The 18,684-nt window shown below is 41.6% G+C and carries 19 protein-coding genes; 12 read left to right on the top strand and 7 right to left on the bottom strand.

Annotated elements, in window-relative coordinates:
• The first annotated feature begins 21 nt into the window (after positions 1–21).
• The 4 genes from C6348_RS09155 (at position 22) to C6348_RS09140 (ending at position 4,328) form a co-directional block, all read left to right on the top strand.
• Entirely contained in the window at positions 22–924 is a 903-nt protein-coding gene (locus C6348_RS09155) for a dienelactone hydrolase family protein (protein WP_106042711.1), read from the top strand.
• A gap of 46 nt (positions 925–970) precedes the next feature.
• Positions 971–1,723: an NAD-dependent epimerase/dehydratase family protein gene (locus C6348_RS09150; protein ID WP_034665411.1), complete on the top strand. Its 753-nt coding sequence runs from the start codon at positions 971–973 to the stop codon at positions 1,721–1,723.
• Between the two features lie 219 nt (positions 1,724–1,942).
• Positions 1,943–2,803 (top strand): carbohydrate ABC transporter permease, encoded by an 861-nt coding sequence (locus tag C6348_RS09145; protein WP_087976618.1) that lies wholly within the window; start codon positions 1,943–1,945, stop codon positions 2,801–2,803.
• Between the two features lie 25 nt (positions 2,804–2,828).
• Positions 2,829–4,328 (top strand): extracellular solute-binding protein, encoded by a 1,500-nt coding sequence (locus C6348_RS09140; protein WP_106042709.1) that lies wholly within the window; start codon positions 2,829–2,831, stop codon positions 4,326–4,328.
• 45 nt (positions 4,329–4,373) lie between these two features.
• Here the strand turns inward: C6348_RS09140 and C6348_RS09135 are convergent, their stop codons facing one another.
• The gene (locus C6348_RS09135; RefSeq protein WP_106042707.1) at positions 4,374–5,213 is read right to left on the bottom strand and encodes an aldo/keto reductase; all 840 of its coding nucleotides are present in this window, start codon (positions 5,211–5,213) and stop codon (positions 4,374–4,376) included.
• Between the two features lie 13 nt (positions 5,214–5,226).
• Complete coding sequence (locus tag C6348_RS09130; protein WP_106042768.1) at positions 5,227–6,414, bottom strand: MFS transporter; 1,188 nt, start codon at positions 6,412–6,414, stop codon at positions 5,227–5,229.
• 157 nt (positions 6,415–6,571) lie between these two features.
• Between C6348_RS09130 and C6348_RS09125 the strand changes: the two genes are divergently transcribed.
• Positions 6,572–6,943 carry a winged helix-turn-helix transcriptional regulator gene (locus tag C6348_RS09125; RefSeq protein ID WP_003217763.1) on the top strand — a complete coding sequence of 124 codons (372 nt, stop codon included), beginning with the start codon at positions 6,572–6,574 and terminating at the stop codon, positions 6,941–6,943.
• A gap of 37 nt (positions 6,944–6,980) precedes the next feature.
• Here the strand turns inward: C6348_RS09125 and C6348_RS09120 are convergent, their stop codons facing one another.
• Entirely contained in the window at positions 6,981–9,281 is a 2,301-nt protein-coding gene (locus C6348_RS09120; protein WP_106042705.1) for a helix-turn-helix domain-containing protein, read from the bottom strand.
• A 235-nt stretch (positions 9,282–9,516) separates the two neighbouring features.
• Between C6348_RS09120 and C6348_RS09115 the strand changes: the two genes are divergently transcribed.
• From C6348_RS09115 to C6348_RS09085, 7 genes are all read left to right on the top strand, one after another.
• Positions 9,517–10,482 carry an ABC transporter permease gene (locus tag C6348_RS09115; RefSeq protein WP_034665423.1) on the top strand — a complete coding sequence of 322 codons (966 nt, stop codon included), beginning with the start codon at positions 9,517–9,519 and terminating at the stop codon, positions 10,480–10,482.
• Positions 10,483–10,500: 18 nt separating this feature from the next.
• Complete coding sequence (locus C6348_RS09110; RefSeq protein ID WP_066030528.1) at positions 10,501–11,613, top strand: glycoside hydrolase family 88/105 protein; 1,113 nt, start codon at positions 10,501–10,503, stop codon at positions 11,611–11,613.
• Entirely contained in the window at positions 11,610–12,134 is a 525-nt protein-coding gene (locus C6348_RS09105) for a lipoprotein YteS (RefSeq protein WP_106042703.1), read from the top strand. The genes C6348_RS09110 and C6348_RS09105 overlap by 4 nt, the downstream gene beginning before the upstream one ends.
• A 17-nt stretch (positions 12,135–12,151) precedes the next feature.
• Positions 12,152–13,444, top strand: coding sequence for a Gfo/Idh/MocA family protein (locus C6348_RS09100; RefSeq protein WP_106042700.1), 1,293 nt, complete (start codon positions 12,152–12,154; stop codon positions 13,442–13,444).
• 22 nt (positions 13,445–13,466) lie between these two features.
• Entirely contained in the window at positions 13,467–14,150 is a 684-nt protein-coding gene (locus C6348_RS09095; RefSeq protein WP_106042698.1) for a YesL family protein, read from the top strand.
• A gap of 54 nt (positions 14,151–14,204) precedes the next feature.
• Entirely contained in the window at positions 14,205–14,516 is a 312-nt protein-coding gene (locus C6348_RS09090; protein ID WP_003217560.1) for a rhodanese-like domain-containing protein, read from the top strand.
• Between the two features lie 101 nt (positions 14,517–14,617).
• Entirely contained in the window at positions 14,618–14,800 is a 183-nt protein-coding gene (locus tag C6348_RS09085) for a sporulation protein Cse60 (RefSeq protein ID WP_034665546.1), read from the top strand.
• A 44-nt stretch (positions 14,801–14,844) separates the two neighbouring features.
• Here C6348_RS09085 and C6348_RS09080 read toward each other — a convergent pair whose 3' ends face one another.
• The 4 genes from C6348_RS09080 to C6348_RS09065 form a co-directional block, all read right to left on the bottom strand.
• Positions 14,845–15,369, bottom strand: coding sequence for a CbrC family protein (locus C6348_RS09080; RefSeq protein WP_106036982.1), 525 nt, complete (start codon positions 15,367–15,369; stop codon positions 14,845–14,847).
• A gap of 125 nt (positions 15,370–15,494) precedes the next feature.
• The gene (opuD, locus tag C6348_RS09075; protein WP_106042696.1) at positions 15,495–17,027 is read right to left on the bottom strand and encodes a glycine betaine transporter OpuD; all 1,533 of its coding nucleotides are present in this window, start codon (positions 17,025–17,027) and stop codon (positions 15,495–15,497) included.
• A 140-nt stretch (positions 17,028–17,167) separates the two neighbouring features.
• The gene (locus C6348_RS09070; RefSeq protein ID WP_034665444.1) at positions 17,168–17,365 is read right to left on the bottom strand and encodes a hypothetical protein; all 198 of its coding nucleotides are present in this window, start codon (positions 17,363–17,365) and stop codon (positions 17,168–17,170) included.
• A complete protein-coding gene (locus C6348_RS09065) occupies positions 17,362–18,633 on the bottom strand; it encodes a BaiN/RdsA family NAD(P)/FAD-dependent oxidoreductase (protein WP_106042694.1) in 1,272 nt (423 codons plus the stop codon). The genes C6348_RS09070 and C6348_RS09065 overlap by 4 nt, the downstream gene beginning before the upstream one ends.
• Between the last annotated feature and the right edge of the window lie 51 nt (positions 18,634–18,684).

Here is an 18,684-nt window from a genome sequence, read left to right as displayed (position 1 = left end):
AGAAAATGAGGAGTGACGTCAATGGAAAAGGAAATCAAACGTGAACAACTGCTCAGTCTGTTAGGAGAAATGCCAGAACGCCATCGCGTGGAGGCATATACGTTAAAGATCGAGGAACGTGAATCGTATGTAGTCGAAACACTCATTCTTTCGATTCATGGTGTAGAGGAAGTGCCCGCTTATTTTGTAAAGCCAAAGGATACGGTGAAAAAAAGACCTGTTGTGCTGTTCCAGCACTCTCATGGCGGGAACTACGTGGATGGGAAGGAAGAACTGATCAAAGGTGCTCATTATTTGCAAGCGCCTTCATATGCGAAAGAGTTCACATCAAAAGGCTATAGTGTCCTGGCTATCGATCATGCAGGGTTTGGTGAGAGAAGAGGAAGAACAGAAAGTGAAATTTTTAAGGAGATGCTTTTAACAGGAAAAGTGATGTGGGGTATGATGCTGTATGAAAGCATGTGTGCGATTGATTATGTGCTGTCTCGATCTGATGTGCTGCCGGACCGGTTAGCTGTTTTTGGAATGTCAATGGGAGGGCTTCTTTCCTGGTGGACTGCTGCGCTTGATGAGAGGGTCAGTGTGTGTATTGATCTTTGCGCACAGGTCGATCATCACACATTAATTGAAACGAACAATTTAGACAGGCATGGCTTTTATTACTATGTACCAAGCTTAGCAAAGCACTTTACAGCAGCTGAAATTCAGAAAATGATTTTTCCAAGGCCGCATTTAAGCCTAGTTGGAAAACTTGATCCGCTCACGCCAGCTGAAGGCGTCGCACGCATTCAAAAGGAATTGAGCCAAACCTATCAAGCTGCTTCATTGAAAGAACGGTATCAGCTTGTTGGTCTTCATGCAGGTCATTTTGAAACAGCCGCTATGCGTCACGAGGCCACACGATTTTTGAAAAAATGGCTGTAACCCATAAAGGCTTGGACATACTACGTCAATAGAAAGGAGGAAACAGATGAAAAAGATCACGATCATTGGCGGATGCGGTGTGATAGGCCGTATTTTAACAAAAGCGCTCTCTTCTGAGTACGAAATCACCATCATTGATCAAACGAGCTGTGTAAAAGGAGCCATTTTAGCAGATGCAGCGAATGAACAGGAATTATATGAGGCGATTCCGAGAGATACAGATGTCATCATGCACCTTTTAAACATGGATATGACGCATGATGTGATGAATCTTGAGGAGTTTGAAAAAATGAATGATATTTTTTGGAGGAGCTCCTATTATATGTTTCGGTCAGCTGCACGTCTCGGCATACGAAAAGTCATTTTTGCAAGCAGCAATCATGTGACCGATCGTTATGAAGAGGATGGCCGCTCCTTACTAGGGCGAAATATTACAACAGACGATGTGCCAGCGACTAAAAATGTCTATGGTATTTTAAAATTTGCTTCAGAACAGCTAGGCCGTTTGTTCCACGATCAAACGGGGATGTCTGTTATCAATTTACGGATTGGAACGGTTGTGACGGATGAGATGGAGGCATTACACAAGAAACGAAGAACGAAACGAACACTTCTGTCACATGAAGATCTTATAGGGATGACAAAGGCAGCGATTGAAACGACCGTCCCCTTTGGGACATATTATGCCGTATCAGAAAACGAAGAAAAGCCCTGGTCTACGGAAAAAATAAAGCAGGAGTTAGGCTACAGACCTGATGTGAATACGACGGAAATCCTAGAAGAAAATGATCAGGCATAGGGCATAATCATGTCATTAGCTGATGATCTTATTCTTTTGTTTCATGAGCATAAAAGCACGATTGACATGATCCATCCAGTTGGTCTGTCAAGATGATTATAGACGCTTTCTTCCTCCGTTTGTTACATTTTAATCACGATATCGTCACAGGCTGCAGCTTATTTTCGGACGAAATGATAACGCTTTCAAAGAAAGGGCGTGATGAACATAGATCGTTCTATTAAAGGCCGATTGTTCAACTTATTTAATTACTCTTTTCTACTCATGTTCGCATTAATATGTGTGCTTCCGTTCATCCATGTCATTGCAGCCTCTTTTGCTACAGTAGAAGAGGTCATCACGAAGAAGTTTATCTTGTTCCCGACCACGTTTTCTTTAGAGGCCTATCGATATATTTTCTCTACGGATATTGTGTATCGTAGCCTTATTGTGTCCATTCTTGTGACGCTCGTTGGAACAGCTGTCAGCATGTTTTTGTCCTCACTCATGGCATATGGGCTGTCTCGTCAGGAGCTAAAAGGCCGGAGAACATTGATGTTTCTCGTTGTCTTCACGATGTTGTTTAGTGGAGGTATGATTCCGACGTTTATTGTGGTGAAAACACTTGGTCTGCTTGATACCTATTGGTCACTTATTCTACCGGTTGCGATCAATGCGTTCAATTTGATCATTTTGAAAAACTTCTTTCAAAACATCCCGGCAAGCCTTGAGGAATCAGCGAAGATGGATGGCTGTAACGATTTAGGGATTTTCTTTAAAATTGTGCTGCCACTTTCTTTGCCAGCTATTGCGACCATTTCACTTTTTTATGCCGTGACGTATTGGAATACGTACATGACCGCCATCCTGTATTTAAATGATTCAGTGAAATGGCCGATTCAGGTGCTGCTAAGGCAGATTGTCATTGTCTCAAGCGGAATGCAGGGAGATATGTCGGATATGGGATCATCCACACCACCGCCAGACCAAACGATTAAAATGGCTGTCATTGTGGTAGCGACCATTCCAGTTCTGCTTGTCTATCCATTTATTCAAAAGCATTTTAACAAAGGGGCATTACTAGGTTCTGTAAAAGGTTAAAAAGATGGAACAACGGAGGGATCTTATGGGGAGAAAGAAATTATGGTTGATTGCGTTTGTCCTGTTATTTACAGCAAGCGGTATTCTATCCGCATGTTCAAGCAAAGGAACAAGTTCATCAGATGAAAAGGTTGATTTAGATAAAAAGGTAAAGCTGACCTGGATGGCTATTTTGTATCATCAGCAGCCGCCGAAGGATTCCGTCATAAAAGAGATTGAGAAGCTCACAAATACAGAGCTTGATATTACATGGGTGCCTGATGCCGTGAAGGAAGACCGTTTAAATTCCGCACTTGCCGCAGGGAATCTGCCGCAGATTGTCACGATTCAAGACATTAAGAATTCGTCTGCTATTAATGCGTTCAGATCAGGCATGTTCTGGGAAGTCGGTCCGTATTTAAAGGATTATCCAAATTTAAGTAAGATGAACGAACTGATTAATAAAAACGCCTCTATAGACGGTAAGCTTTATGGCATTTATAGAGAGAGACCACTTTCAAGACAAGGAATTGTCATTCGAAAGGATTGGCTTGAAAATTTAAATTTGGATACACCAAAAACATTGGATGATCTTTATGAGGTAGCTAAAGCTTTTACTGAAAAAGATCCGAATCAAAACGGAAAAGCGGATACAATTGGCTTTACGGATCGGAACGATTTGATTTATGGGGCATTTAAAACACTCGGTTCATATGAGGGAATGCCGACAGACTGGAAAGAAGAAAACGGCAAATTCACGCCAGACTTCATGACAGATGAGTACATGAATACAATGAAATACATGAAGAAACTGCGTGACAATGGCTATATCAACAAAGACTTCCCTGTTACAAGCAAAACACAGCAGCAGGAATTATTCTCACAAGGAAAAGCAGGGATCTATGTTGGGAATATGGTAGACGCAGTGAACTTGAGAGATGATGCGACAGATAAAAACATGGAAGTAGATATCATCAACCGAATCAAAGGCCCAGATGGCAAAGAACGTGTGTGGGCATCAGGTGGTCATAATGGCATCTTTGCATTCCCTAAAACAAGCGTGAAATCAGAGGCAGAATTAAAACGGATTTTGGCCTTCTTTGATCGCATTGCAGAAGAAGATGTATATGGTCTCATGACGTACGGTATTGATGGCGAGCATTATAAGAAAGAAGAAGGGAATTCATTTGTCAGAGAAGAAAGCCAAGTGAAAAGCTGGCAGACAGACGTACAGCCGCTTGTCAGTCTAGTAGGAATTGATAGACGTTACTTGAAAAATAAAGGAGATGCGGTTCGTACAAAATATGAAGAGCTAGAAGAAGACAATCAAAACATCATCGTCGCCAATCCTGCTGAAAGCCTGTATTCAGAAACAGCCTCAGAGCGAGGAAACGAATTGAAAAAAATCATCGATGATGCGACTTATAAGTTCATTCTTGGAGACATCAGTGAAGATCAATTTAAGAAAGATGTAGAGAAGTGGAAATCAAATGGTGGTCATAAAATCATAGAAGAATATGAAGCTTCCTTTAAAAAATCAAAATGATCAACATAAATACCCCCGCACAGTTAAAAAGCGGGGGTGTTTTTATTAAAAGTCAAAGTTGTCTGGGTCTGGACCGATACGTTTGTTTTCATTTAAGTCAGAAAGGCGCTTCATATCCTCATCAGAAAAGGCAAAATCAAATATGTCTGCATTTTCTTTTAAACGATGGGCTTTCGTTGATTTTGGAATGGTGATGACGCCTTTTTGCACATCCCAGCGCAAAATAATTTGAGCAGGTGTTTTGCCGTATGTGTCCGAGAGCTCTTTGATCACCGGATGATGAAGCAGTTCCCCCTGCATTAGCGGTGACCAAGCTTCCATTTGAATGCCATGTGTGTTCAAATACGTAAAGAGTGTTTCCTGCGTCAGTTTTGGGTGAAACTCCACTTGATTGATAGCTGGTATGATGTCTGCATCTTTTAATAGTTCGTCTAGATGATGCGGCTGGAAGTTGCTCACACCAATGGCTCTGACCTTTCCTTCACGATACAAGGTTTCAAGCGCACGCCAAGCGTCTTTATATTTTCCTTCAACCGGCCAATGGATTAAATATAGATCAAGGTAGTCAAGCTGAAGTTTTTTCAAGCTTTCCTCATATGCTTGCAGGGTGGATTCATATCCTAAATCGGCATTCCACACTTTTGATGTCACAAAGAGGTCTTCGCGGCGAAGTCCTGTTTCTGCTAGACCAATTTGTATGCCTTGTCCAACCCCTTCCTCATTGCCATAAATAGCCGCTGTATCAATACTGCGATAGCCTAATTGAATGGCTGTTTTGACGGCGTCTATTAATTCTGCGCCATCTTCAACCTTGAATACACCAAGACCAAATCCTGGCATGTGGATCCCATTGTTTAATGTTTTTGTACTTTGTAAATGGTTCATATTGAAAACTCCTTTAGATGGTTTGATTTTGTTCTTGTTGTTCCATTCGAAAACTAATCATCGTGAGAATTGCTGCGATAAGGACCATGATGCCGCCGACCCAGCCTGTATGCACAAGCCCAAGAGTATCTGTCACGATGCCGCCTAAAAATGAGCCGATGGCGATACCGGCATTAAAGGCAGCGATATTCATAGCGGAAGCGACGTCGACTGCTCCTGATGTGTATCTTTCTGCAAAGTCAACGACAGCTACTTGCAATCCAGGAACATTCATGAAAGCAAACAGTCCCATCAGCATGACGGTTCCAATGCCTAGCACCGTGAATCCAGCAGTCAAACTAAGGGTAAACAAAATGATGCTTTGGATGATAAACATGTAAATCAGTGCTTTCATTGGCTGCTCATTAGCAGCCTTTCCGCCAATGACATTTCCGGCTGCGATCGTGATCCCGTATAAAAGCAGGATCAAGGCCACCGCCCCAGGCTCAAGACCTGTCACATGCTGTAAGAGAGGGGATAAATACGTAAAGACGACAAAGGTTCCTCCGTATCCTGTTGCTGTAATGACAAATAGAAGCAAGATTCTTTTTGTTTTTAATAAGACAGCTTGATCCTTAAATGATGTTTTCACGCCTTGCTTTAATTGAGATGGAACAAGAAAATAGTTGGATATCAGTGCGATCAGACCAATGATGACAATCACACCAAATGACGTCCGCCAGCCGAGCTCATGGCCAAGAAATGTCCCAAATGGCACGCCCGTCACAGTAGCAACTGTTAATCCAGTGAACATAAAGGCAATCGCACTTGCCCGTTTTTCTTTCACTACAAGGCTTGCAGCAATCGTAGAGCCGATGGACATAAAGATTCCATGGGATAAGGCTGAAATGACCCGTCCGATTAATAGCACTGAAAAAGTCGGAGCAATCGTGGCTAGTGTATTTCCAATCAAAAAGACGAGCATAATGAGCAATAGCAATGTCTTTCTTTTCATCGTTGAAGTCAGAGAAGTCAAAATAGGCGCGCCGAATGTCACACCAAGTGCATATAAAGAGACGGTCCAGCCCGCCTGGCTGACGCTCACTCCAAAGTCCTCTGAAATCATCGGCAAAAGACCGACACTAATGAACTCAGTGGTTCCTATAGCAAAAGCACTAATGGCTAGTGCGAGAAGGGCAAAGTGGTTTTGCTTTTTCTTCATGAATAAGTGTTCACATCCTTCTATGATGACATTTTGATAGACGAAGCCGATCGGCAAGAGTTATTATCTAGCATAGATGACGAAAAAAAAAGTACGTACTTTTTTGTAATATAGGTACTAAAAAGTGCCTATTCGCACAAAGAGGAGTGAGGATTTGATGGAAAAGAAAAAATATAATATCTCAGTGGAAGCGACCCTTGAGGTCATTGGCGGGAAGTGGAAGTGCGTGATTTTATGTCATTTAACACATGGAAAAAAACGCACGAGTGAATTGAAGCGGCTCATGCCAAACATCACACAAAAAATGCTTACACAACAGCTGAGAGAGCTTGAAAGTGATGGGGTGATTAACCGAATTGTGTATGAGCAAGTACCGCCTAAAGTGGAATATGAATTAAGTGAATACGGACAGTCGCTCGAAAGAATTCTGAATGCGCTTTGTGATTGGGGAGCAGCTCATATTGAACGTGTGTACGGAGAGCCGCTTTCAGTGCTGGAAGACAGCATTTTAAATGAACAATTTAAATAAAAAAGTCCCGCTTCCTGTGCGAGCGGGACTTTTTGTCTTATGTGCCTTTTTTGTGGTCGCGGTATTTGCCAGGGGTCGTGCCTTCTAGTTTTTTGAAGGAACGGATGAAGTTTTGCGGATTTTTATATTTCAGTTTTTCCGAAATTTCTTTGACGGACATATCGGTTTCCACGAGCCAGTTTTTGGCGACATGGTGTCTGTAGGACGAGAGATATTCACTAAAGGAGATATCCATTTCCTTTCTAAAAATACTGCTTAAATAATTGGGATTGTAATGCAGGCGTGTGGCGATTTCATCCAATGTAAGATCTGAGTCGAATTCTTGATGAATGATATGAATGATTTTCTCTGAGATGTTTTTGTATTGTGAGTCCTCACGTGCACCTAGCTGGTCAATAATCGGCCGAATGATCTCATGTTTCAGCCATGCTTCGGTATCTTCAAAGGTTTTAAATTCAAAAATCGTATCATACAGCATTTTGTTGTCTTCGACCTCAAATAATTCAATGCCAAGCAAATGCATCAGCTCAATCAAATTGTTTAAAAAACGGGCGAGAGCGATATGGTATTCATGCGGTCCTGCATTTTTAGAGAAAATGGATTGCAGGAGCACATGTAAATAATGATCCGCCTTGCCTTGATCACCTGCTTTCATCGCATCGAATAAATCATGCTGCAGCTGTTTTGGAAAATGGGTTTTAAACGTTTTTCCTTGCTGAATATGTTCATATAAGATAATGGATTTTTTCTCTGCTTTGAGCCTGTATTTTAAGGCTTCTTTTCCTTCAATGTAAGCCTGTTTCGCCATCGTGAGCTCCTTAAACTGGCGGCTGATCCCGATGCTGATCGATAAACCAAGCTCTTCCTCGATGCGCTGCTGAATAGTTTCCGCTAATTGATTTAAATATTCAGTAAACTCTTCATCTGACTTTGAGTGATTCAGGATAATCGTCGTTTGATGCTGATTGACAACCGTTGGCTGAAGGTGCTCATCTTGCGGAATCATCTGCTCGATCAGTCCATTGATGGCAAATAACAGCAAGTCAGCATCCTTTTTTTCATAAGGTGTTCCTTTTAACGTATCGATTTGGGTCACAAGCATGGATAAATGAGACCAGCCCTGAGGGAATCCCAAACTTTGGAACCGGTTGTTAATCTCTTCTTCTGTCAGCTTTCCGAGCAATAGCCGCACCATAAAGTATTGCTGAAGGTGCGTGACTTGCTGCTCAATACGTTCCTCTAAATCATTATTTTGATCCTTCATTTGTTTAATACTCGACTCAATCAACTCAAATTCATTTTGAAAAGGCTGTTTTTGCAAAAAGGATTCATTGCGTGCAAAGGACTCATATAACAAGCGGATTGGTTTATAAAAATGTCTGGACCCAAACCATGAAAATAGTAATGAAAGCGCTAACAAAATAAAGCAGATAATAAAAGTAATCCACCCAATTGATTTCGTTTGTGCCTTGAGTTCTGGAATGGAAACAAAGGATAGGTACGTCCATTCGTTATAGTCTGATTTTTGAAACGCAATTTGATAGTCTAGTTCCTCGATCTTCATGTTAAATTGACCTGATCGTTCTTCACGTGATAGGACATGCTTGACGAGCTCTTGATTCTTCAAGGATTCACCAATTTGTTCTTTGCGGTTATGTAGCAGCACTTTTCCGTTTGTATCAATGACAAACATACTGTCAGATTGAGAGAAGTCAGGCATATTGTCAGCAATCGTGCAGCTCGGAATGCTGGCAACAGCGATCCCTTTTTTCTGGACACTGTTCATAGGGAGTTGTTTGATTAAGTTCACATTGTATTTGCAAAAGGAGGCCTTTCCTTCTTTTGTCGCAACAAGTGGATTATTCTCTTCAAGTGCCCAGCTGGAATGACTCGGTATATTGAGGTAAGAGGTGAGCGCTTTCTCTTGGTCTCCGCTTGTGACATGATAAAGTCCCGAATTGTTCATGTACCAGTCTTCCATTTTACTCACGAGTGTAATATTGGAAAGATCGGTGTCAAAGGTTTGCAGGTAGTTTAGTTCCTGCTGTACTTGATTATAAAGCTGGAATTGGTCTGGATTTAAAGGTTCTGCCAGTGTTTGAAGGAGAGGCGGCGAACTGACATAGTGAGTGAGAGAATGATCCACTGTTTTTAAAATATGCTCAATATTGGATTGCGTTTGTTTGACGCTGTCCAGCTTTTCATTTGAGATATTTTCGAGTGCGGTTTTTTGCGAATGCTGATAAGAAAAAATACCGACAATGATGACAGGAATTGTACTAAGCATGAAAAAAAACGTCACAAGCTTGTAATAAAATTTATACTGCCTTCTTTTCATAAAACCCCCCATTTCAAACGGAACAATCTTTTCCCCTTAATTTATTAATCCAAAAATTTGGTAGGTTTGTCAATAATCATTTTCTGAGATTAGGATCATTTTCTTATGTTTTATGTAACGTTTTGAGTAGCTTCCCCTAAGTAAATATGATCTGATGATATGATTGTAGACGGATTTTTCATCCTTAAGATACAGTTAACACATGCATCAATCAGCATGAGGGGAGGCTTTATCTATGAAAACAGAGGATGTCACTGCCAAGGGTATGCCTGCGGCAGCTTTGAAAAAAGAAAAGAGAAAGCGCTTACTTAATCAATTGCTTAGTCAAAAGTTTTTGTATGTCATGATTTTGCCAGGGCTCATTTATTTTCTTGTCTTTAAATATGTGCCGATGTGGGGGCTTATCATTGCCTTTCAAGATTACCAGCCGTTTCTCGGTATTCTTGGGAGTGAGTGGGTTGGCTTCAAACACTTTATTCGATTGTTTACAGAACCAACATTTTTCATCTTATTAAAAAATACACTGATTTTATTTGCCATGAATGTCGTGATTTTCTTTCCGATTCCGATCTTATTGGCCCTGCTTTTAAACGAGGTCAGATTGGCATTGTTTAAGAAATTTGTCCAGACGATGATATACATTCCTCACTTCATGTCATGGGTGATTGTTGTGTCCTTATCTTTTGTTTTGTTAACAGTAGATGGCGGGTTAATCAATGAATTGATTGCTTTCTTTGGAGGGGAAAAGATTAACTTCCTCCTTAGTCAGGAATGGTTCAGACCCATGTACATTTTACAGGTGATCTGGCGGGAAGCAGGCTGGTCGACGATCATTTATCTTGCGGCGATTACAGCGGTAGATCCGCAGCTATATGAAGCAGCAAAAATGGATGGGGCCGGCAGACTGAGACAAATGTGGCACATCACTCTTCCTGCCATTAAAAGTGTGATTGTCGTTCTGCTTATTTTGAAAATTGGTGACACATTAGAGCTTGGCTTTGAGCATGTCTACTTATTACTCAATGCAACGAACCGGGAAGTAGCAGAAATCTTTGATACGTACGTCTATACAGCTGGTCTTAAGCAAGGACAATTCAGCTATAGTACCGCTGTTGGTCTATTTAAAGCAGCCGTTGGACTCATTTTGGTCATGCTGGCGAACCGTTTAGCGAAGAAATTCGGGGAAGAAGGTATTTACTAAAAAGGGAGATGAAGAAGAATGACATTATCGACTGAAAAGGGATCACCACTTGAGCATGCAGAGAAATTAGCACAAACAATTATGAAAGCGCATACACCAATTGAGCTGCCTCCAGCTGGAAGATGGCATTATCATCAAGGCGTTTTTCTTTGCGGTGTGATGAAGCTATATGAGGCAACGAAGAACGAGACGTATTTCAATTATGTGAAAAGCTACGCAGATTCGCTCATTGATGAGTATGGAAACCTGTTATTTCGCAGAGATGAGCTTGATGCGATCCAAGCAGGGCTCATTTTATTCCCTCTTTACGAACGGACGGGAGAGAAGCGGTATGTGCTGGCAGCGGAGAAGCTTCGGGGGCTTTACCGCACATTGAATCGCACATCTGAGGGCGGGTTTTGGCATAAAGACAATTATGCCTATCAAATGTGGTTGGATGGTCTCTACATGGGAGGACCTTTTGCCTTAAAGTATGCAAAGCTGAGAGGTGAAGAGGAACTGGTGGATATGGTGATCCATCAAGAGTATCTCATGAGAAAGCATACAAAAGATGAAAAAACAGGTCTGTACTATCACGCGTGGGACGAACGAAAAGTGATGCCATGGGCTGATCAAAAGACTGGCTGTTCCCCCGAGTTTTGGGCAAGATCGTTTGGCTGGTATGTCCTTGCATTAGCAGATATGATCGAGGATCTGCCAGAAGAACATGAGGGACGAAAGGTTTGGAAGGAAACGCTGACAGACATGCTGGAAAGTGTATCCAAGTACCAGGATCAAGACACAGGTCTCTGGCATCAAATCATTGATAAAGGTACTCATAGCGACAATTGGCTTGAAAGCTCAGGATCGTGTTTATTCATGTACGCCATGGCAAAAGCCATGAATGAAGGGTATGTCAGCCTTCGTTATGTCGATCATGTGGTGAAAGCATACCAAGGCTTAATTCATCATAAGACGGCTGAGACAGAAAACGGTGATTTTACCATCAATGATATTTGTATCGGAACATCTGCTGGATTTTATGATTACTACGTTGAAAGAGAGCGAAGCACAAATGACTTGCACGGGGCAGGCGCTTTTATTATGGCGTTAACTGAGCTAGAGAAGCTGTCTGTTTTTCAGAAGGCATGAAGAGGCGAAAAAGGGGTGCGGTATGGCTCCTCAGCTTCATCGCTGCCCTTTGTTTGTCAGCCTGCCAAGGGAAAACAAACGGTATTGATGTTCTGATTTTTTCTGACATGTCAAAGGGGATGAAGGATCAATTAGTCGAGAAGGCTTTTCAGACGGAACATGAAACTTATAGCGTCCACATCTTTCCGGCGATTCCTGAAAAGCTTCTTGTTGAAATTACCGCAAAAGAGGGGGACATCATGCTTGTCCCAGAAGAAATGTTTAGAACATATGATGATCCTGAAAGCTTTCAGCTGCTTGAAGAAATGGGCATAGATGATCAAGCGGCAGGGCCATATACGGTCGAGGACAAAAAGACAGGGAAAACGGTCGATTATGCGGTTCAAGTCAATAAAGGCACGAAAAAGCTAAACGGCTATACCTTTCAATTACACCGAGATATGGTCGCTTTTATTCCCGTGTATGCTGACAAGTCCAATGAGGCGCTGTCTCTCATGAAACAACTTCGTGAAAATCGATAGAAAAAGGGGTGGGGCCTGTGAAAAAGGTCGTGGTTTGCGGACTCAGTCATCGTGCGTTCAATATGTTTATTAAACCGCTCACAGAGGATTTCAATGAGCATTACAAGATTACAGGGCTTCTAGATATAGATCATCATCGTTATACACTTTGTCAGGAGCGTTTTCCATCACTGCGAGGCGTCTCGTTTTTTCATGAAGAGGCATTTGATCAAATGGTGAAGGAAGCAAAGCCAGATATCGTCATTGTGGCAGGCCGGGATGACACACATGTCACGTATATTTTGCAGGCACTTGACCATGATCTCGATGTCATCACTGAAAAGCCAATGGTCACAACAGCAAAAGACGCCAAAAAAGTGATGGAAAAAGAAAAGAAAAGTAAAGGGAAGGTCACAGTCACTTTTAATTATCGCTACAATCCATTTCATCGAAAGATCAAAGAACTCATTTTAGAAGGAAAGATTGGAAGGGTCACATCTGTTGAACTGAGCTGGCTCATTGATACGTATCATGGTGCTAGTTACTTCAAAAGGTGGAACCGAACGAGGCAATTCTCTGGCGGACTATCCATTCATAAATCGACGCATCATTTTGATTTGGTCAATTGGTGGATCAATCAAAAGCCGAAGCAAGTATTTGCCTATGGGGCGCTGAACTATTACGGAGATAAAAGTCCTTGGAATCCCTTGCAGGGGGGAGAAAACAGATATTGCGGAACATGTCATGTGAAGGATTCATGTCATTATGAAGCAAGGTGGAATCCGCGGGTAGAACGCTCAAAGGTCGAGGACGACCATATCGAATCCAGTAAGGAGCAGTCTCAGCAGTACTCAATTTATCGCCCAGACGCCTGTATTTTTGATCAGGAAATTGACATTGAGGATACATATGTGGCATCAGTGGCATATGACCAAGGGGCTCTGCTCAGCTATTCAATTCAATTCTCAGCGCCATATGAAGGATACCGGCTTGCCATTAATGGGACAAAGGGACGTATTGAAACAAATGAGTTTCATGTGCCATCAAGAATTCCTTTTCAATTCCCAGAACAGACGATTTCTTATTATCCGATGTTTGGGGCAAAAGAGACAATTGAAGTCGTGAAACAGCCAGGGGGACATGGCGGCGGAGACCCTCTGCTTCTGGCCGATTTATTTATAGGAAAAGATCCTTTAATTCACTATGACATATCAGCAGGAGCAGAGGCTGGTGCTTATTCGATTGCACTTGGGGAAGGCATGTGGCGGTCTGTTGCAGAGAAACGTCCAATTGACATAGAAGAGTTGCTTCATAAAGAGACGGTGTTATAAGAAAGAGAGGAGGGGGATAGAGATGGATCATGATGGTTCAATGAGCAGAATGCTTCGAATGTGTGAGTGGGTGATGAGACTTGCCTATACGAATTTGCTATGGCTGCTGTTCACCATGCTGGGGCTTGGGATCTTTGGATTGATGCCTGCGACCACTGCGTTATTTTCAGTGATGAGAAAGTGGATACAAGGGCATGAGCAAGTCAGCGTTTTCCGCACTTTTTGGAAGGTGTACCGTGAGGAGTTTGTACGTTCTAACTTGATTGGAGTGACGTTATTTATCATAGGGACGATTATATATGTAGACCTTGCGTATATTTATCCAACGAGCTGGTTTTTGCATGTGCTTCGTTTTGCCATTTATATCTTTGGTTTTCTATTTGTTGTAAGCTTGTTTTATATTTTTCCGCTGCTGGCTCATTATGATTGGAAAAAACGTCTCTATTTGAAATTCTCTCTATTGCTTGGTATCTCATATTTGCAATATACACTCTGTATGCTCGTATTCTCGGCTCTGCTGTTTGTTCTCTTTGCTTATTTGCCGGGAATCGTGCCGTTCTTTAGTGTGAGCATACTCGCCTATTGCCATATGTGGCTGGCCTATCAAGTATTCAAAAAGGTAGAGTTTGAAAGTGAGCAGCAGACAGCCGAAGTGAAGAAACAGCTGCCGTCTTTCCTTCAATCGAAGCGGGTGAATACACAGTGATGCGGTTCATTTGCTATAATGGTGTCACCGTGATTAAAAGGAGAGATGAGCGCCGTGTCAGTTAAAGAAATCTCAATAGAAGAATTAAAACAAAAGCTAGAGCAAGAAGAAGCCATTCAGCTTGTTGATGTTCGTGAGGACGAGGAAGTAGCAGAAGGAATGATTCCTGAAGCGGTCCACATTCGAATGGGAGATATCCCCGAGAAACTGGATGCATTCGATCAAACGCAGGAATATTATATTATTTGCCGCTCTGGTAAACGTAGTGAAAATGTCTGCTATTTCCTAGAAGACCAAGGCTATCAAGCGACCAATGTCGTTGGCGGAATGCTTGCTTGGACAGGAGAAACAAAACCGAAGCTGTAAACAGAAGTCCTTTCATCTCACAGATGAAAGGCTTTTTTTGTTCATATGCCCGCCCTAATGTGCATAAAGATAGAGTAGCGAGAGAAGGGAGAGTGGCATATGTGCTAAAGGTAGCTGTATTTGATGAAGAACACGAAAAAGATTTGCAGAGCGAAATCAATCTTTTTTTAAAAGGAATGGATGACGACCAAATCATTGATATCAAGTACGATGTAGCGGTGATCTGTGAGCAGGGAGGAGAACAGCTCTACTGTTTTTCTGCACTCATTTTATATAAAAAATAGACGGCATCAAAAAAGGACCTGTTTGAAGGGCCCTTTTTGTTTGATTAACTAGCGTCAATATATAAACGATGCTTTTTGCAGTGAACACATTGAAAGAGGTAGCCCTGCAAGTCTCCTCCGTTGACGAGCCATTGTTTTAGGTTCTCTTTCGTTAATCCCCCGCCGCTGCAAATGTCTTCGATATCTTCTGTGAGTTCTTCCTCTAAATGTTCTATCTCTTTCCATCCGACATACTGGACGATTGCGCAAAAATCTCCGCAATGGCTTAACCAATATTCCTGCTGCCAGCCGCGATAACCTGGCGTTCTGAAGATCAGTTCATCTACATATTCCTCTTGATCGACGTCATCACAACTTGCATCGTCTTGAAAGATGCCATCGTATTTTTTAGCGGCTGATCCATCTTTAATACACCAAGGGCAAATTCCTTCCACATCTTCAACAGTATAAAATGGACCATGATACACGTAATCTCTTTCTTTCTCACAAACAGGACATGTCGTATGCTCTTTTTTGATCACGTTTAACGAAACTGGATCTGGGTTGTACTTGAATGTAGGTAACGTCATAAAAACCTCCATGTTGTGAATCACTTCATTCTATTATTTTATAGGAATGTGGAAGAGCATGACAATCTTAAATTGTTTGTATAGAAAAAGCCGTTCACATGAGGAACGGCTTTTTCAAACAGCGTTTATGCTTTTTTTACTCTTGGACTTCTTGGTTTATTGACTTTATTGGCCTGTTTGATTGCTCTTCGTTCATCATTTAATGATTTATACAGTGACACAACCATCAATATAATGACAACGGAGAACGGCAAGGCGGCGAGTTTTGCTGTATTTTGCAAGGCTTGAAGTCCGCCTGAAAATAATAGCACTGCCGCAACAGCTGATTGGATGATGCCCCAGCTGATCTTTACACTATTCGCAGGATTTAATGAGCCATAGGTTGTCTGCATTCCTAGAACAAATGTGGCTGAATCTGCTGATGTGATAAAGAATACAGCAATTAAAATAAGTGCCAAAATCGACGTAATCATGGCAAGCGGGTATTGATTTAAAACACCAAACAGCATCGTTTCAGTCGGCATACCAGCTACATCTATAATATTTTTTTGTTGTAAATCCATAGCTGATACTCCGAAGATAGAGAACCATAGGAAAACGAGGATTGAAGGAGCCACTAAGACACCAATTAAAAATTCTCGAATGGTTCTTCCGCGCGAAACTCTCGCAATAAAAATGCCGACGAATGGAGACCAAGAGATCCACCATGCCCAATAGAAGATGGTCCAACCATTAATCCATTCTCTCTTTTCTGGATCATTTGGTGATAATCTAAAGCTCATTTGCACAATATTCGATAAGTATTGTCCGATCGAATCTGTAAATGAATTTAAAATAAAAACAGTTGGTCCAGCAAAGAGTAAAAAGATCATGAGTATAGCAGCAAATATCATATTAGAATTACTTAAATATTTAATACCTTTACCAATTCCGCTCCAAGCAGAGATCAAGAACAGAACAGTCACGATTGCAATAATAATGAGCTGAGTCAAAAAGTTATTTGGAATGCCGAATAAATAGGTTAATCCACCATTAATTTGTGCGGCACCTAGTCCTAAACTTGTGGCTACGCCAACTACTGTTGCAAACACTGCGATACAATCGATTGTTTTTCCAATCCATCCATGAATTCTGTTTCCGAAAACTGGGTATAAGGTGGAACTAATTAATCCAGGCGCATTTTTTCTAAATTTAAAGTAGGCGATGCAAAGTGCGACAATCGCATAAATGGCCCATGCATGAAGTCCCCAGTGGAAAAAGGTATAACGAAGGGAATCGCGGAAGGCTTGTGCAGATTCAGTCTCACCTGTTGGTGATTGAATAGCATAGTGACTGATCGGTTCAGCGGCCCCATAAAAGACAAGACCAATTCCCATACCGGCACTAAATAGCATCGCAAACCAAGAAAAAAGGCCAAATTCAGGCTCTTCACCTGGTTTTCCTAACGTAATTTTTCCGATTGGACTAAAAATAAAGAATAGACAAAAGCCGACAAGTAGTGAAATCACTATCAAATAATACCAGCCAAAGTCGTTTGTAATGTAAGTTTGAATCTGATCTGTGACATTTTGTAATGTTTCTGGAGAAAAAGCTCCCCACATAACGGCAACAAATGTGATCGCAATCACAATCCAAAATACACTTGATACGTTTTTCACACCATCTCACTCTCCTGTTGTTCTACACGTTTAAGCAGAGGATTTTGCTTAATATCCCCTAACTCAACTAATTTCAAACAAAAAGAGGCGAGCTTCTCACTCGACCTCTACTTTACCGTAACATGTTTTGCTTCCATTAATCAACTATCGATATGTGAAGATGATTTTTCTTCAATTCGTTTACGAAGACGGTAGACGTATTCTTTTAAACAAACAGCGAAGATGGTAAAGGCCAAAACAATGGCGACTTTTAACGGGGTAATTGATAGCTTCAAGAAAACAGCGGCTGTCAAACTAATCACAACCGCTAGGATAATCGGAAGTGCACGTCTCATCATGAAAATCTCTCCTTTGCTTCGAGTGCAGCATTCATACCGGCAAGCCTGCCTGTCACAAGTGCTGACGTGATATTGTATCCGCCTGTATAACCGTGAATGTCTAAAATTTCTCCGCAGAAATAAAGGCCGGGCATTTTTTTAGACGCCATTTTCTTCGGTTCAATTTCTTTCACAGAAACGCCGCCTCCTGTGACAAACGCTTTGTCTAAGGAAAGAGTGCCGTTCGCATGAATGATAAAGTGTTTGCAATCATTTACGAATGCGCGCAGTTTGTCCTTAGCAAGACCAGAAAATGTGTCTTGCGGATCTATGCCGTTCCGTTCTAACAGAAACAATAAATAGCGTTCTTGCATCCAAGACTTCAGGACATTTTTTATGGCTTTTTTGGGTTCATCTTTTAGGTCTCGATGAAGCTTTTGGAACAGCTCCTCGTCATTAAGCTTCGGATATAAGTCTATTTGCAGACGAACAGTCGGCTGTTTTTTCAATTCTTTCACAACAAATCCGCTGCATCTAAGAACAGCTGGGCCGGATAAGCCAAAGTGAGTAAAAATCATATCCATGACATGTGTGACGACGGGTTTCCCCTTTTTATTTAAAACACTGACAGCCACACTTCTTAAAGAAAGACCTTGTAGCACTTTTTCTTTAATAAAGCGCTCATCTGATGTGACCGGTACTTCTGTTGGGAAGAGCTCTGTAATCGTATGACCAGCGGCTTCTGCCCATGCATAGCCGTCACCAGTAGAACCAGTATGCGGCACACTTTTTCCGCCAACAGCAATGACAACGGCGTTACTTGAAATTTTTTCATCATTATTTGTAACAATTCCAGCTGCTTGTCCGTCTTGATACAGAACTGTTTTAATCTTTTCATTCGTTCGAATGGTGACATTGAGGTTGCGGAGCCTGTCTAAAAGGGCATCCACAACAGATTGTGCTTTGTTTGAGACAGGGAACATACGTCCATGGTCTTCTTCTTTAAGTTCAATGCCGAGGTTTTCAAAAAACGAAATAATATCCTCGTTATTGAACTCAGAAAATGCACTATATAAAAAACGGCCGTTTCCGGGAATATGCTTGATGATTTCTTCTACTGGAAGGCGGTTGGTGACGTTACAGCGTCCACCGCCAGAAATGGCGAGCTTCCTGCCAAGTTTATTTCCTTTGTCAATTAACAGAACAGTCGCTCCGTGCTCTGCTGATGCAATCGCGGCCATCAGTCCAGAAGGTCCACCGCCAATGACAATGACATCATAATGTTTCATGTTACATTCCTCTTTCTACTTTCAGTCATTCATCTATTATAACGAAAATTG

It is taken from the genome of Bacillus sp. YBWC18 (assembly GCF_002998775.1).
In the GTDB taxonomy this organism is placed as follows: domain Bacteria; phylum Bacillota; class Bacilli; order Bacillales; family Bacillaceae; genus Bacillus.
The sequence above is the reverse complement of the archived record's forward strand: the minus strand, read 5'-3'. Positions and strand labels throughout refer to the sequence as shown.

Coding starts and splice junctions, on each gene's coding strand:
- C6348_RS09155 (WP_106042711.1), top strand. CDS start 22: ATGGAAAAGGAAATCAAACGTGAACAACTGCTCAGTCTGTTAGGAGAA.
- C6348_RS09150 (WP_034665411.1), top strand. CDS start 971: ATGAAAAAGATCACGATCATTGGCGGATGCGGTGTGATAGGCCGTATT.
- C6348_RS09140 (WP_106042709.1), top strand. CDS start 2,829: ATGGGGAGAAAGAAATTATGGTTGATTGCGTTTGTCCTGTTATTTACA.
- C6348_RS09135 (WP_106042707.1), bottom strand. CDS start 5,213: ATGAACCATTTACAAAGTACAAAAACATTAAACAATGGGATCCACATG.
- C6348_RS09130 (WP_106042768.1), bottom strand. CDS start 6,414: ATGAAGAAAAAGCAAAACCACTTTGCCCTTCTCGCACTAGCCATTAGT.
- C6348_RS09125 (WP_003217763.1), top strand. CDS start 6,572: ATGGAAAAGAAAAAATATAATATCTCAGTGGAAGCGACCCTTGAGGTC.
- C6348_RS09120 (WP_106042705.1), bottom strand. CDS start 9,281: ATGAAAAGAAGGCAGTATAAATTTTATTACAAGCTTGTGACGTTTTTT.
- C6348_RS09115 (WP_034665423.1), top strand. CDS start 9,517: ATGAAAACAGAGGATGTCACTGCCAAGGGTATGCCTGCGGCAGCTTTG.
- C6348_RS09110 (WP_066030528.1), top strand. CDS start 10,501: ATGACATTATCGACTGAAAAGGGATCACCACTTGAGCATGCAGAGAAA.
- C6348_RS09105 (WP_106042703.1), top strand. CDS start 11,610: ATGAAGAGGCGAAAAAGGGGTGCGGTATGGCTCCTCAGCTTCATCGCT.
- C6348_RS09095 (WP_106042698.1), top strand. CDS start 13,467: ATGGATCATGATGGTTCAATGAGCAGAATGCTTCGAATGTGTGAGTGG.
- C6348_RS09080 (WP_106036982.1), bottom strand. CDS start 15,369: ATGACGTTACCTACATTCAAGTACAACCCAGATCCAGTTTCGTTAAAC.
- C6348_RS09070 (WP_034665444.1), bottom strand. CDS start 17,365: ATGATGAGACGTGCACTTCCGATTATCCTAGCGGTTGTGATTAGTTTG.
- C6348_RS09065 (WP_106042694.1), bottom strand. CDS start 18,633: ATGAAACATTATGATGTCATTGTCATTGGCGGTGGACCTTCTGGACTG.